Genomic DNA, 14086 nt, shown 5'->3' with positions numbered 1-14086 from the left:
CCTTGCCCCGCGCCGGCGCGTGGCGCGCCGGCCCCTCTTTTCCGCACGTCCCCGAACGCATCCGGCGAGATGAGAGGGCGCTGCGCCCTTTTTTCCATGACAACCCGGGGAGACAGCAGGCGCGGCGGATCACCGCCGGCATCTACTACGACGACGTCACGCAGGTCACCCACCCCGTGAGCGGCGCCCTGCTCGGCAACATCGTCAATCCGTGGCAGGTGCAGATCATCAACAACTACTACCTGTCGAAGCGGACCAACCTGTATCTGACGACGGCGTACGCGAAGAACGCGTCGCTGAACTTCGATACGTCGGTCGGCGGACTGGGGACCGGGTATTACCTCGGCGCGGGAAAGAACAGCATGTTCGGGGCGGTGCTGGGGATTCGGCAAACCTTCTGAACGACTTGCCGCGGCGTATCCGGCGACTTCCGCTGATGCTGAGCAACAGTTTCACCGGAGCGCCGCCGGCGCCAGGTCGGCGAACAGTTCCGACGCCAGCAACGGCTCTGACTGGAAGGAAAGCCCGATAAACCAGGAACCATTGGTTAGTCTCTTCGACAGTGGCAGGACCGTAAAGGGCATGCGGGCCATCTTTGGCCGGATTTTTTTATTTGCATAATCAGCAGGTTAAAGAAATACCGAGTCAGTTCTGTCCCGATTCCTCCGGAAAACATGCGCCATCGAGCCGATATTGACCCGATCCGCCTCGAAAGCCGTGGATTGCGGAGCGCGCGGGAACCTCGGTTGATCGGCCAATTCCGAAATTACTGCATAACTCATTGTTTTTAAAATCGTCTTTTTTGCCATTAGAGATATTGGCATGGCGTTTGCAATAGATCCGTTGTCATCAGCGATGGCATCCCGGCCGATCCGGCCATTTTTCACGACAACGGAATCTGTCATGCCTACACCCGCCTATATCAGCATCCAGGGCAAGACCCAGGGCAACATCACCCAGGGCGCCTTCACCGCCGACTCGGTCGGCAACGTCTACGTCGAAGGCCACGAAGACCAGATCCTGGTCCAGGAAATCGAACACCGCATCGCCACGCCGACCGACCCGCAGAGCGGCCAGCCGTCGGGCCAGCGCGTGCATAAGCCCTTCACCTTCACCAGCCCGCTGAACAAGGCCACGCCGCTGCTGTATCAGGCCCTGGCCACCGGCGAGATGCTGCCGAGCGTCGAGATCAAGTGGTACCGCACCTCCACCGAAGGCAAGCAGGAGCACTTCTTCACCACCAGGCTCGAAGACGCCACCATCGTCGACATCAACCAGGTGCTGCCGCATGCGCAGGATCCGAGCAAGGCGGAGTACACCCAGCTGGTCAAGGTCGCCATGGCCTACCGCAAGATCACCTGGACGCATGCCATCGCCGGCACCGAAGCCTCCGACGACTGGCGCAAGCCGCAGGAAGCCTGAGCGCCCGGGCGAACCCGTGCGGTCGGCGGTACGCGCCGGCTGCGTTCTCCTCTGGCCACTAAGCGATCGGGGCTCGCGCGCCGATCGGCAAGGAGCACACCATGGCCCGCCAGTCCGACCTGCGCTTCACCTTCGCCGTCGTCGGCGGCGTCGACTTCGAGGTCATCGCGTTCGATCTCGACGAGGCCCTCTCCGAGACCTTCCGCCTCGACGTGCAGTTGGCCCATGCCGACCCCGGCCTCGACTTCGCCGCCATCCTCGACCGGCCCGCCCTGCTCACCCTCTGGCGCGGCGACGAACCCGTGCGCCATGTCCACGGCCTGGTCAGCGGCTTCGAGCAGGGCGACACCGGCTTTCGGCGCACACGCTACCGCGCCGTCGTCGAGCCCGCCCTCGCCCGCCTGCGCTTGTCCTCCAACTGGCGCATCTTCCAGACCCTCTCTGTGCCCGAGATCCTCCGGCGCGTGCTCGACGACCACGGCCTGGCCGCCCGCTACGAGCAGATCGTCACCGCCGGGCACCTGCCCCGCGAGTACTGCGTGCAGGCCGGCGACACCGACCTGTATTTCCTCGAGCGCATTGCCCGCGAGGAAGGCTTCTACTTTGCCTTCCGCCATGACGCCGACAGCCACCGCCTGATCCACAGCGACCGCCTGTTCGTGCAGGGCCGCATCGCCGGCGGGCCCGTGCTCTACAACCCCAACCCCGGCGGCGACCAGCCCGAGCCCGCCCTGCGCCGCTTCATCTACACCGAGAACGTGCGCACCGCACGCCTCACCCAGCGCGACTACACCTTCACCCATCCCCAGTACGACCAGGAACACGCCCCGCTCGGCGCCGACCTGGAGCACCAGAAGACGCATTACGCGCACTACGCCTACCCAGGGCGCTACAAGCGCGACGAAGCCGGCAAGCCCTTCACCGAGGCGCGCCTGCGCGGCTACCGCCGCGACGCCCGCCTCGCCCGCGTCGAGGGCGACGACCCGCGCCTGGTGCCCGGCCTGTCCTTCAAACTCACCGGCCACCCACGCCAGGATATGAACCGCGGCTGGCGCCCCGTGCGCCTGCGCCACCACGGCGTGCAGCACACCAGCCAGGCCGAGGAGAGCGCCGGCAGCGAACAAGGCACCCACTACAGCTACACCGCCGAACTGGTTCCCGACCGCACCGAGTGGCGCGCCGAACCGCTGCCCAGGCCGTGCATCGAAGGGCCGCAATCGGCTACCGTGACCGGACCGGCCGGCGAAGAGATCTACTGCGACGAATGGGGCCGGGTCAAAGTGCAGTTCCCGTGGGACCGCCAGGGCAGGCACGACGAGCACAGCTCCTGCTGGATCCGGGTGGCGCAGAACTGGGCCGGCGCCACCTGGGGCCACATGGCCATCCCGCGCATCGGCCAGGAGGTCATCGTCGACTTCTGGAGCGGCGACCCGGACCAGCCGGTCATCACCGGCCGCACGTACCGATCGAACCAGTTGCCGCCGTACGCGCTGCCACACCACAAGACCCGCATGACCATCAAGAGCCAGACCCACAAGGGCGAGGGCTACAACGAACTGCGCTTCGAGGACGAGAAGGACCAGGAGGAAATCTTCGTCCACGCGCAGAAGGACCAGAACATCCACGTCAACCATGACGAAACCACCTTCGTCGGGCATGACCGCAGCGAGCAGGTGCAGCACGACGAGACCGTCGCCATCGGGCATGACCGCAAGGAGACCGTGGGCAAGGACGAGCAGGTAACCGTCGGCCAGGACCGCCGGCATGACGTCGGCCGGGACGATTTCCAGACCGTCGGGCGCAACCACACGATCCGGACCGGCAAGGATCGTACGGAAGAGGTGGGCAACAATCGCCGCGACAAGACCGTTGCCCACCACTGGGTGGAGATCGGTGGGCATGCCGAGACGACCGTGCAGGGCCACCACAAGCTGCAGGCCGGGCAGAGCATCGAGCGCAAGACCGCGCGCTACGAACTGCAGGCCGGCCAGGTGGCCCGCCTGTGCGGGCCTGGCGGCACCATCACCATCGACAGCAGTGGCATCACGCTGGAAGGGACACAACTGCGTTTCAAGGGGCAGATCAGCATGCAGGGCGGCGGTGCCGGCGGTTCGTTGTCGCTGTCGAGCTCTCCCACACTCGGCGAAGAGCCGGATAGCGACTTCTCCCTCTCCTTCTCGGGCGACGCGTAAGCGCACGGAGTGACTATGCCCTCGTTCAAATTTCCGTTCAAAAACAAGGCCGGCAAGGAAGTGCGAGATTCCGCGCTCTATTACAAGACGCTCAGCCTTGCCGACAATGGCTTCTATCCGCTGGGCCCCTCCGGCGTGCATTGTGGCATTCACTACGTGCAGGCGATGGCCAATACGCTATCGCTGGACGAAGGCATGCGTGCCATCGCCAAAGGCGAGATCGTCGCGTATCAGGTCAACCGCGACTACCCCACCGTCCCCGGCACCGCGAAAGTGCCCATGGCCAACGGCTCGGTGCAGGCACCGTTCAGCACGGGCTTCGTCCTCACTCGCCACACCCTCGAATACCCGGCCGGCAACACGCTGACCTACTTCTGTCTGGCCAGGGCTTTTCAGGCGATAAATCAAGGACGCGAGCCATGCAAAAAAGAATTGGAACTCCAGAATAAATTCCACTCACGGTTGGTGATAAGTTCACTCACAGCAATAATTATCTTCGGCATGCAGCCATCATTATTCGCTCAAGAGACCTCCGCCTCACCGACAATTGAGACTATCAGCGCAGATGAAATAAGACCCGGCTGCTCAGTGGTATTTCAACATTCAAAATCTTCTACATCACCGAGAAATGTCGAGATCGGGTGGTCATGCAAGGACGGTACAGCCGTTTTTTTCGATAGCTATGAAGAAGAGGGTAGCACCCCGGAAATAACATCGGCATTTACAAGAAGGAATAAGTGCATCGTCGTATTAGCAAAATGGCACATCCATTCTCGCGCATCTTCATTTTATGGTGACATATACAGAATATTTATCTACAACCATAGAGACAATAGATCCGATGAACCGACCTTTACCCGGCACGAACTGCTTGGAAAGAACAAGGTTGGATGGGATGGGGTAAAGAATGGCAAGAGAATTACCTTCCCCCTCAATTCCGAGGACAAAATCAACGGAGAATTAGATAAGCGAGGATCGAAAATTCCCTGCGACTGATCACTCGCAATACTAGAAAATATACACATGACAATATTTTAGCCAGAATCACCTGGCAAACCAATATACCAAGTCATATTTTCCAAATACATAACGGATAACAATGACCAGATACCAAAAGACGCCAGCGGTAACGATAAGATTAGCATCTCGTACCAGAAAAATAGCGGCCTCGACAAAAAACCACGATGGCGCCCCTGTGAATGCAACTTTCTTAGGAGATAACCCCATGCAACCCATCGTTCTCGTCGGCCATCGCCATTTCTGTCCCATCCACGGCGCCGGCACCGTCATCAGTGGCGCCACCAATGCCAATGTCGGTGACCGCGCGATCGCCCGCGTCGGTGACAAGATCAGTTGTGGCGCGGTGATTGTCAGCGGCTCGGCTGTCGCCACCATCGAAGGCAAGTCCGTGGCGCGCCAAGGCGACACCACCAGTCACGGCGGCACCTTGATCGAGGGCGACAGCGGCTGGCGGGTGGACTGAAGAAATCGCTGTGCCATCGACGGCGGCGGCATCACCCTGGACGGGACGCAACCGCATTTCAAGGACAAATCAGCATGCAGGGTGGCGCCGCCGGTGGTTCGTTGTCGCTGTCGGACTCTCTCACACCCGGCGAAGAGCCGGATGGCGAATTCTCCCTCTCCTTCCCACGCGACGCGGCACGGAGTGACTATGTCTTCGTTCAAGTTTCCGTTCAAAAACAAAGCCGGCAAAGATGTACGTGATGCGAGCGTTTACTACGACGCGCTCGCACTGGCCTCCAGTGGTTACTATCCATTGGCACCGTCCGGCGTGCATTGCGGCATCCACTACGAGCAGGCGATGGCCAATATGCTCTCGCTCGACGAAGGTATGGGTGCCATCGCCAAAGGCGAGGTCGTAGCCTATCGCGTCAACGGCGACTATCCCACCGTGCAGGGAATTCCGCAGATTCCGATGACCGCAGAGGCTTCACTGGCCGCTTTCAGTTCCGGCTTCGTCCTCACACGGCACACACTGGAGTATCCGGTAGGCAACAAGCTAACCTACTACTGCCTAGCCATGCACCTGCGCTCCTTCAACGACTATCTGCGCTTGGGCAAGAAAGGCAAATCCCCCGGCCTATTGGCCCAAGAAGATGTACCGAGTCGGCGACAAGGCCAAGGACCGGCAGCCCGGTCAGGGTGAACCCAGCGGCGCAGCGTGGGTAGCGCTTTCCGACCAGCACCAGCATCAACGACCTCATGCCCACTTTCTCGAACGCGGTGTCGCGCTTCCTTCAAGCCATCCGCAACGTGGGCGGCACCGTAACAGTCTCCGCCACCTATCGCCCCCGGAACGCGCCTATCTCATGCACTACGCATGGGCGATCGCCAACCAAGGCACCTCGCCCGAGAGCATACCGGCGCATGAAGGCGTTAACATCGACTGGGCTCACCGGAATGAGCAAGGCATGGCGGATCTCGATGCAGCCAGGCGAGGCGCGCAAGCGATGGTCAACGGATATCACATGGCGCATTCGGCAGCATTGACCAGCCGGCATACGCAAAGGCGTGCCATCGACATGACAATTGGCGGCATGATCAACCGGTCCATCGTGAATGCCTCTGGCGACACCACGGTGATCCAGAGCGCGGCACAGCTCCACGCCGTAGGTGCCAGCTACGGCGTCATCAAGCTGGTTAGCGATCCGCCGCACTGGTCCGACGATGGTCATTAATGGACTTAGCGTTATGAAGCGAACGCTGATCATTCTCGCGCTCGTTCTATCGACGATAGCCGCTGGCACGACGTTGCCCGCCCCGCCATCGCCGCTGAAAGCTGGGCTTTTCACCTTCGCCAGCGGACGCGGCCACCTCTACACCACCGAAGCCAGCATTGCACCGGGAGAGCACCTGAGGCTGCAATATCCTGACAGGAGCGGCAGCGCGGCGTGCTGCATCACCGTTAGCGCCGACACGCTGGGGCGCCCCGAAGTCGCCGAGCAGCCCGTCACCGACGCCCTGATGAGCCAGCCGATTTATCGGTACGCCATCAACCTTTCCGGACAAGCTGCCTACAAGGGGAACTTCGTCGGCGCGGCGATCTGGAGCGCGCGTGGCGTATCCAAAGCCCAACAATCACGAAACACGAGCTTGCATGCAGTCGACGAGGCAGGCGCAACCCATCATATCGAGGCGTGCCTTGGCACCGAAGGCCTTAACTTGTTCATTTTCAGCGGCAAACAACGAGAAACATGGCTGTATGCCGCATTCGGCTATGACGTTGACTCCAGTCTCGAAACCTGTGACCCGCATCTTTTCGGGGAACCCTGACTTGTCCGCTCTCGCATGCATTGCCATCGTCGCTGACGGGCGCCAAGGAGTGGTCCACAAACATATGGGAATGAACATGCGTGTGCTCCATTTGCTTCTGCGCACCTTCCACCACATGCCCTGCGCGCAATCGTTCCTCTCCGACACACGATTCGGATAGCCGCGCATCGGTCGCTTTGCGCGCCCCCTCGCCTCTCTCGTTTCCGTTGAGGTAATACCATCGTGACCGACAACCAAAACGCATCCAGCACCGAGACCGTCATCGGGTTGCGCATCCGCGAACAAGCCACCAGCAAGAGCACCATCCTCGGCATCCTTCAGCGTGGAGCGCGCATCGCTGTCACGGAGCGGTCCAAGGACGGCAAATGGGGAAGATCGACCAACTCCTCGAAGGTACCATCAAGCCTCTGATCGCTACCCAGGCGCAACCCACCGCGGGAGCGGAGCGCGGCTGGGTCTTCCTCAACGAATTAGACGAAGATGGCGCGGCGCCCGCCGAACTCGATACCATCGTCGTCCCCGAACCACCGATTGCCATCCAGGCCGGCGCATTGCTGGGCCATCTTGGCGAATACCGTCGTATCCACAATCCTGGCCAGGCCCGCTCCTTGCTACACCACGAGATTTTCGCAGGTCCGGAGTTGAGCGGCTATTTGGCCAGGAGCCGGGCAGCCGCGGCAGCCGCCAAGCCCGAGGAAAAGACCCTGCTGCGCATCGCACCGGGCACCCAGTTGTGCAACGCAATGCTGGCGAATGCTGCCGAGAATCTCTTGACTGCCAACACCGTCGTGGCTTTGGACGGAGCACCATCAGACGACGCCGTCTATGTGAAGGTCACGCCCACCCACACTCTGGAGTGGATTGAACGTACGACCCCATTGCCCCAAGGCGCCCAGGACGCAAAGTTGTATCGTCACGACAACAGCACGCCCTTCACGCCGGCTGATCTGATTCGCCCGCCAAACCAAGGGACACTAGGCAGCCCTGGGGCTACACGCTACAAGGGCATCCTGGTCGGAGCAGTAAGCAAGATGCCGGTGTGGATGGCAAAGAGCACGCATACCGGGCTCCCCGCCATCGGTTCGCGCAAACTTCTGACAACGAATCTGACACAGGGCTCGATAGCAGCCCCGACAGCACCCTGACTCTGGCGAAGCTGCAGGCGGCACAACGCAGTCGGAGCACGTTACGCGATCTGTCGCGCCTGATCATTCGCTATCCCACTGAGTGGAGAACCGATCAGAAAGGCTGGGACGCGTACGACCCGCTCGTGCCACCGTCCAGCCAGACATCATGGAACAGCGAGAAGACACGTATTGCCAAGTTGGTGTGGTGGGAAGACGTGACGAAGAAGGTCAAGCATTTCCCAATAGATCAGTTTGTCTACCACCTTCACCCAATAGGGGTTGCGGCAAATCTCATGGGATCGGACTGTTCCTGTGGTGAGGCTCTTACAAAAGAGCAGCTCAGCTCGATAGCCCCTCAAGCAAGCGAGGATTCCATTGCAGAATATATCGACTCGATAAACTCCATGTTTGACAAATTTGCCATCCATACGTGTATCAATCGAGCACATATTCTTGCCCAGATGCTCCATGAGAGCGGATCATTCAGATATACCAAAGAGCTTGGAACAAATCTTAGTTATGACCCTTGGCGCGGCAGAGGTTTGATCCAGATCACCGGAATGACAAACTATATTAAATATGGCGACTCTATAGGCGAAGATACTATATCGAATGCAGCCGCATACCAAAAACTGGAAAAATCTCCGCACGCCGTTCTTTCTGCTGGTTGGTACTGGTCTGAATTCAAGAATCTTAGTAAATCTGGAGATGAAGATGACTTCATCTGGTGCACTGCCGTTGTGAACGGAGCGTACAATGGATATAACGACAGGCTTTCACACCTTAATCGCGCCACCTCCGCCTTGAAAATTGGATCCTGCGCACCCAAGAATAAGTCTGGAAATTATATTTTTAGTGAAAGCAAGGCCTATGACAACAGGAGATATTCATTTGCATGGGGATTATGGCATGATCCCGCATCCAACAAATCCGGCGTGACCAAATCGACGCAAAAAGCCATCGATGGATATCAGCGATATATTGACCTGCATGAGGCAGCAGGACGACCAGCCGAACCAAGTCTCAATAAATATTGGTATGGACTTATCGTCTCTTCTTATAGAAATTTTGCAGAAACACAGATCAACAGGCTAAAGGACGAGCAATGAAAAAGCAAATTTTCTGTTTGCTAATTCTGGTCAGTTCTCTAACCGAGATCAACTTGCATGCCACGACCCTGCGGCACGACTTGGATCTAGACGGGATTCCCGACATTATTGATCTGTCGCCACTTAAAATCGGAAAGGATCAAGCCTCCAAACAAAAAATCAGCATAATATTAAGCCGCGGCAAGAATAACACGCCAGGGATCCTTGAGTCGGAATCAGGAAATATCGACGTATATCCCGGCACTAGCGCCGGCGAACTGATAATCGATTATAGCGTTCGGAGCTCTCGGGATTCGTCCGAACTGAACTACGATGTGTATCAATGGAGCAAGATGAACGAAACGCTCTGCCTGCATGCATCTGTCACGGGAACCCCGCCCAATCAACTTGAAAATGAACTTCTGCCAACCGACGTCAAAATCAGACTATTTGAAGATTGCTCAAGAGTGGGAGCAGTGCCCAGCCGCCGCATCGTCATGAAGAGCCTCCCGCGACTCGACGATCAAAAATCGTGGGTGGCCAACTATATGAAAAGAAAAATCCCGGAATGGATAGCACTTGAGTTATCCGCTCGCATGAGCGCGCCGCTGATGGAGGACATCAAGAAAATTGCAAATTACCAGGCCAACATTGGAAATCCCGCCGGGGCGGCAATCTTATATCGTTCAGTCATTAAAATTAACCCAAAAGACTCGCAGGTCGCAAGCTCACTTGCCCATATCTACAATGAGTCCGGCGACATAAAAAATGCATGCGCAGTTTATATCCTTCTCTCCAAAGAAGGAGAGCTTGACAAAGATAACAAAGACCACGCAGCAGAAATGGGCTGCTCTCATTAACAGTGGATCGCCGTGTCATAGGGATTACCTCAAGCCTTAGGGGTACTCTGAACAGGTTGTCCTGGCTGTCGCCACCATCGAAGGCAAGGCCGTGGCCATCACCGGCGTCGGCCACTGTGACTATCACGGACAGCGCTATGTCCTGGCCAGACGCCGGCGATAGCGACAGCCACGCGCGGCCCACTGCTTCGCGGCGTCGCCATACTCCACTCATGAGTCGCCGGAGCGATTGGTCTTCCGGATCGCGCACAAGGTAATGCATGTCCCGACAGATGAACAAGCATCGTGATCCCGCGAGCAGAGCGCCGTTCATCGTCGCTTCCCCAGTCCCCGCGAGACACCGTGCGCGCATCCGTAAGCGAACCAGGCATGGCTGCGCTCACGGCGAACGCCCCTGCTTGCCCCTGCCGTCCTTGCTCACCGTCACATTCGACGGCGTGTTTTCCTGCAACAAGGTGCGCGGCAAGGCGAATCCTTTGAACAGCGGCGTGGTGAACGGGTTGTTGGTCTTCTCCGCGGTGATGCGATAGCGCATGCCTCCGTCTCCGGACATGAAGCTCAGGTCCACGCTGGTGGCGGTCGCTCCGTTCAGGCGAGCCTGGCTGAGCAGGCGGTACATCGACCAGGAGCCCTTGTACACCAGGCCGCTGCTGTTGCCGCCGCCGTTGACCAGGGTGATCCGGCTCTCGTTGTTGCTGGCCAGCGTGTTGGGCCAGATCAGGCCGGCGCCGATGCTGGGGCCGTGATTGTAGGCAACAAGCTGGCCTTCCACGCTGAGTGAGCTGCTGCGCCGCGTGGGGGTCAGGCCCAGCGGCTCGACAGTGAATTGCACGCCAAGCGCACCGCGATTGTTGAAGAATGCATCGCGGATCTTGTCGGCCGCCTCGAGTTGCGTCAGGACATCGGTACGAACCAGGTAACCGCCACGGCGCTCCGAATACAGGGCATCCAGGTTGTCTTCCAGGAACAGTTTCAGATACTGCTCGCGGAACTGCTGCAGACGTCCCTGCGGGCCGAAGAAGGCGGTGAAATCGTCCAGCGAGGCATCTTCCCGGCTGGCCGGGTTGAACGGATAGCGGCTCGCCAGGCGCTCCCGGTAGAATCGATAGACGTCGGTATCCCAGCGCTGCTCCAGTTCGCGCAGCGCCGCGATCAGCACGACCTGGGATGACTCGTCGGCCAGCTTCCTGACCTGCTGGTTCACCGGCTCGGGCAGGCCCGCGGCGATCCGCTGCAAGTTGCCGAAGGGGTCCGTGCCCTTCAGCGAGAAGCGATCGACCACCAGGCTCAGGGCCGCCTTGCCCTGGCTGGGACTGTCCTGGACGCGCTTGACGGCGTCGTACACAGCGCCAATCGCGAGCGTGGTCTCATCCAGATGGGATGGCCGCTCCCCCTTGGCTACCAGCAACTGGCTCAGCGGCGCAAAGGCATGCGTGATGCCGGTGACCGGCGCGGGCATGTCGCTCGGCTCGCTCGCCGCCGCTTTTGCCGCCAGCGGTGCAGCAGCCACCCCCGACGTCGAGGCCGCGGCCGCAGCCGCGGTGTTCGCCGCGATACCGAACTCGCTGTTGTCGCGTACCGTCTCCACCAGCCTGCGCAGCGGCGCCGCGGGACTGGTCACGCTGCCGAGCACGTCGGCTGCATCGGCAATATCGGCGAAGTTCCTCACTTCAAGGCGGTTGATGCCGCGTTGCCAGGTGTCGATGTAGTCGCGGCTGTAGATGGCCCGGATGCGCTCGGCCAGGGCCCGCTTGTCGGCCTCCGAATAGTCGATGTTGCGACGCTCGCCCAACGCCCATTGGTCGATCATCGCCAGTTCGGTCAAGTCCTGGCTGTGCTGCGCGAAGTAGCCGCGGTAGCCCTTGGCGGTGAGCAGCGCATCGATCTTGGTGCCGTCGGCGGCGGTCACTGGCTGGTAGACGACGTCGAACGCGGTACCGATCTCGTTGCGCAGGTCCAGCGGGTTGCGCAAGGTGTCGCCGGATTGGCGGCGCATGGTCATGTAGACCCGCTGCGGCATGGGAACCTGCCGCAGTTGGCGCTGTACTTCGGCCACCTGCGCGCGGTACTGCGGCAGGTCGGCGTCGGCGTACTTCATGGCGTAATCGAGATGACGCATCAGCGCGCGCTGCACGCCGTCCTCGCCCGGGAATGCGGCCTGCCACCGTCTAGCCATCCAGTCTTCGACGACCGGCGGCCGCCGGTTGGGCCGGTCCTCGATCATGCGGTAGACGCGTAGCGCGGCCAGTTGGTCGTCGGGGTTCGCGTTCGGCGCGTCCAGCGTCTGCATCACTCCGCCTGCCAGCGCGGGCAGGTAACGCTGCGACAGCAGTTTCAGGTAGGCCTGGTCCACCTTCGGGCCAATCTGCCGGCCCTGGTACAGGCCCAGGTCGGTCAGCACCGGCCAGGCGTCCCGATAATCGCCGTAGACGGCAACAGCGCTGCGGATCTGATCCAGCGGCTGCAGCAAGTTGCGCCCGGTGGGATCGTCCTTGCCGTCGATGGCATGGGCGCTGTATGCGCGGCTGCGCTCCAGCACGCTGACCGCCTTGTCGCGGTTGATTGCGTAGTAGTGATACCAGCCGCCGATGATGACGAGAGTGCCGAGCGACGCCACGGCGAAGCTCACCATCAGCGCGCGCTTCTTGTCAGCCATCACCTTCAGGTTGTCGCCGGCCAGGCCGGACTCCGGGTAGATGACCGTCTGGAACAGCCGCTGGGCGAAGTACACCACCGAGCGCCCACCGGGCGACGCCGGCGACGTCGGATCCTCAACGTGATAGGCGCGCGATGCCGAGCTGACGAAGGCATTGCTCACCAACCCCTGCTGGTGCACGGAGGAGAAGAACACGCCGCGCGGCAGCGCCGGCGTGACATAGCGGTCACTGCCCATGACGTCACCAAGGAACCCTAGCAGCACCGGGCGCAGGCCCGACAACTGCCGCACCAGCGAATACAGGGCTTCGCGCTGCTTCAGATCGCCCGCGTGAGCGAGCGCGTCGAAGATCTTTTCGTTGAGGCGCGCGATAAAGCCGTCATAGCGCTGCGCCAGTTCTTCTAGCCAGGCGTCGTAGTTCTGCACCGAGTCGAGGGTGAAGGTAAAGCCAAAGATGTCTTCCCGGGCGGATTGCGGCAGCCGCGCAAAGAAGGCGTCAAAGCCTTCCAGCCGATCGAACTTGCTGAGCACCACATATAGCGGCGGCCGCGTGCCGAGCTGCCGGCTGAGTTCTGCCAGGCGCGTGCGCAACACGATGGCCAAGGCCTTCCGGTCGCTGGGCTGCTGCCCGAAGAGCGTGACGAGGTCGACCATCAGCACCACGCCGTTCAGGGGCCGGCGGCTGCGATTGCGGCCCAGCCACCCCACCAGGCTATCCCACAGGCGAGCATGCAAATCCGCCGGCAATGGGCGCGTGACCCGTTTCTGCGGCGCGGACGTCTCGTGGGTGTCGGCCTCGCCGTCCGCGGCAGATATATCCTCACCCTGGTCCAGCCGCGGCTGGCTGACCAGCTCGCCGGGCGGATCGATCAGCACCGCCTGGTCCCCCATCCACCAGTCGACGGCATAGATCTGGTCGGGGTCCGCCTGGACACGCCGGCTGCCGGCCTTGACCTCACCGGTCAACGAGAAGTTCTGGCCGGAGCGGTTGACGAAGCTGGTCTTGCCCGAGCCTTCCTGTCCCAGCACGAGGTACCAGGGCAACTGATACAGTGCATTGCGTCCTTTCAGGTGGGACTGCAGGGTCGACAGGCTGTGGTCCAAGGCCCGCTCCTGGGCTTCCACATAGCGCAAGCAAGGGTCTTGCAGACGCTGGGCTTCCTGCTGGCTTTCTGCCTCCAGCCGCCGGTTGCGGCTGCGCAGGCGCAGCGCCCATCCGAGTAACGGCAGGACCAACAGCAGCACGGTGGCGAGCACCCTCGCCGACAGATCGGCAAGCGGCTTGCGCGCGCCCCAGCTCCACTGCGGGCCCAGCCACCAGATGGCGACCAGCAGGAACAGCAGCCCCAGCATCAACAGCAAGGGGACCCCTTGCCTGCTCCAGCGCAGCAAAGGCTGGCCGTAGGGCTTCAGGGAAGACCAGATATTCCGCATTGCGATGCTCCTT

14 protein-coding genes are annotated in these 14086 nt (G+C 60.6%); 12 read left to right on the top strand and 2 right to left on the bottom strand.

The annotated features are described in order from the left end of the window. Nucleotides 1–2 precede the first annotated feature (2 nt). Nucleotides 3–401: a hypothetical protein gene (locus ACKI2N_RS07685; protein WP_420995069.1), complete on the top strand. Its 399-nt coding sequence runs from the start codon at nt 3–5 to the stop codon at nt 399–401. Nucleotides 402–629: 228 nt separating this feature from the next. Here the strand turns inward: ACKI2N_RS07685 and ACKI2N_RS07680 are convergent, their stop codons facing one another. Further along, a complete protein-coding gene (locus tag ACKI2N_RS07680; RefSeq protein ID WP_420995070.1) occupies nt 630–905 on the bottom strand; it encodes a hypothetical protein in 276 nt (91 codons plus the stop codon). Between ACKI2N_RS07680 and ACKI2N_RS07675 the strand changes: the two genes are divergently transcribed. The 11 genes from ACKI2N_RS07675 to ACKI2N_RS07625 all read left to right on the top strand — a co-directional run bounded on the left by ACKI2N_RS07675 (nt 904) and on the right by ACKI2N_RS07625 (nt 9983). Next, the gene (locus ACKI2N_RS07675; RefSeq protein WP_420995071.1) at nt 904–1422 is read left to right on the top strand and encodes an Hcp family type VI secretion system effector; all 519 of its coding nucleotides are present in this window, start codon (nt 904–906) and stop codon (nt 1420–1422) included. The two genes, ACKI2N_RS07680 and ACKI2N_RS07675, sit on opposite strands and share 2 nt — an antisense overlap. Nucleotides 1423–1523: 101 nt before the next feature. Then, nucleotides 1524–3614 carry a type VI secretion system Vgr family protein gene (locus ACKI2N_RS07670; protein ID WP_420995072.1) on the top strand — a complete coding sequence of 697 codons (2091 nt, stop codon included), beginning with the start codon at nt 1524–1526 and terminating at the stop codon, nt 3612–3614. A 15-nt stretch (nt 3615–3629) separates the two neighbouring features. Next, the gene (locus ACKI2N_RS07665) at nt 3630–4610 is read left to right on the top strand and encodes a hypothetical protein (RefSeq protein WP_420995073.1); all 981 of its coding nucleotides are present in this window, start codon (nt 3630–3632) and stop codon (nt 4608–4610) included. Between the two features lie 229 nt (nt 4611–4839). After that, nucleotides 4840–5097: a PAAR domain-containing protein gene (locus ACKI2N_RS07660; protein ID WP_420995074.1), complete on the top strand. Its 258-nt coding sequence runs from the start codon at nt 4840–4842 to the stop codon at nt 5095–5097. A 189-nt stretch (nt 5098–5286) separates the two neighbouring features. Next, entirely contained in the window at nt 5287–5781 is a 495-nt protein-coding gene (locus ACKI2N_RS07655) for a hypothetical protein (protein ID WP_420995075.1), read from the top strand. Between the two features lie 163 nt (nt 5782–5944). Next, nucleotides 5945–6313: a hypothetical protein gene (locus ACKI2N_RS07650; RefSeq protein ID WP_420995076.1), complete on the top strand. Its 369-nt coding sequence runs from the start codon at nt 5945–5947 to the stop codon at nt 6311–6313. A gap of 13 nt (nt 6314–6326) precedes the next feature. Then, the gene (locus tag ACKI2N_RS07645; RefSeq protein WP_420995077.1) at nt 6327–6908 is read left to right on the top strand and encodes a hypothetical protein; all 582 of its coding nucleotides are present in this window, start codon (nt 6327–6329) and stop codon (nt 6906–6908) included. A gap of 222 nt (nt 6909–7130) precedes the next feature. After that, the gene (locus ACKI2N_RS07640) at nt 7131–7319 is read left to right on the top strand and encodes an SH3 domain-containing protein (RefSeq protein ID WP_420995078.1); all 189 of its coding nucleotides are present in this window, start codon (nt 7131–7133) and stop codon (nt 7317–7319) included. Next, entirely contained in the window at nt 7274–8053 is a 780-nt protein-coding gene (locus ACKI2N_RS07635) for a hypothetical protein (RefSeq protein ID WP_420995079.1), read from the top strand. The genes ACKI2N_RS07640 and ACKI2N_RS07635 overlap by 46 nt, the downstream gene beginning before the upstream one ends. 125 nt (nt 8054–8178) lie before the next feature. After that, nucleotides 8179–9144 (top strand): glycoside hydrolase family 19 protein, encoded by a 966-nt coding sequence (locus tag ACKI2N_RS07630; RefSeq protein ID WP_420995080.1) that lies wholly within the window; start codon nt 8179–8181, stop codon nt 9142–9144. Further along, a complete protein-coding gene (locus ACKI2N_RS07625; RefSeq protein ID WP_420995081.1) occupies nt 9141–9983 on the top strand; it encodes a tetratricopeptide repeat protein in 843 nt (280 codons plus the stop codon). The genes ACKI2N_RS07630 and ACKI2N_RS07625 overlap by 4 nt, the downstream gene beginning before the upstream one ends. A 379-nt stretch (nt 9984–10362) precedes the next feature. Here the strand turns inward: ACKI2N_RS07625 and tssM are convergent, their stop codons facing one another. Then, nucleotides 10363–14073, bottom strand: a complete 3711-nt coding sequence (gene tssM, locus ACKI2N_RS07620; RefSeq protein WP_420995082.1) for a type VI secretion system membrane subunit TssM — start codon at nt 14071–14073, stop codon at nt 10363–10365. Nucleotides 14074–14086 lie beyond the last annotated feature (13 nt).

It is taken from the genome of Cupriavidus sp. 30B13, from assembly GCF_049059565.2.
Taxonomy (GTDB): domain Bacteria; phylum Pseudomonadota; class Gammaproteobacteria; order Burkholderiales; family Burkholderiaceae; genus Cupriavidus.
This window is presented reverse-complemented; position numbering and strand designations above follow the sequence as displayed.

Coding starts and splice junctions, on each gene's coding strand:
- ACKI2N_RS07675 (WP_420995071.1), top strand. CDS start 904: ATGCCTACACCCGCCTATATCAGCATCCAGGGCAAGACCCAGGGCAAC.
- ACKI2N_RS07680 (WP_420995070.1), bottom strand. CDS start 905: ATGACAGATTCCGTTGTCGTGAAAAATGGCCGGATCGGCCGGGATGCC.
- ACKI2N_RS07670 (WP_420995072.1), top strand. CDS start 1,524: ATGGCCCGCCAGTCCGACCTGCGCTTCACCTTCGCCGTCGTCGGCGGC.
- ACKI2N_RS07665 (WP_420995073.1), top strand. CDS start 3,630: ATGCCCTCGTTCAAATTTCCGTTCAAAAACAAGGCCGGCAAGGAAGTG.
- ACKI2N_RS07660 (WP_420995074.1), top strand. CDS start 4,840: ATGCAACCCATCGTTCTCGTCGGCCATCGCCATTTCTGTCCCATCCAC.
- ACKI2N_RS07655 (WP_420995075.1), top strand. CDS start 5,287: ATGTCTTCGTTCAAGTTTCCGTTCAAAAACAAAGCCGGCAAAGATGTA.
- ACKI2N_RS07650 (WP_420995076.1), top strand. CDS start 5,945: ATGCACTACGCATGGGCGATCGCCAACCAAGGCACCTCGCCCGAGAGC.
- ACKI2N_RS07645 (WP_420995077.1), top strand. CDS start 6,327: ATGAAGCGAACGCTGATCATTCTCGCGCTCGTTCTATCGACGATAGCC.
- ACKI2N_RS07635 (WP_420995079.1), top strand. CDS start 7,274: ATGGGGAAGATCGACCAACTCCTCGAAGGTACCATCAAGCCTCTGATC.
- ACKI2N_RS07625 (WP_420995081.1), top strand. CDS start 9,141: ATGAAAAAGCAAATTTTCTGTTTGCTAATTCTGGTCAGTTCTCTAACC.
- tssM (WP_420995082.1), bottom strand. CDS start 14,073: ATGCGGAATATCTGGTCTTCCCTGAAGCCCTACGGCCAGCCTTTGCTG.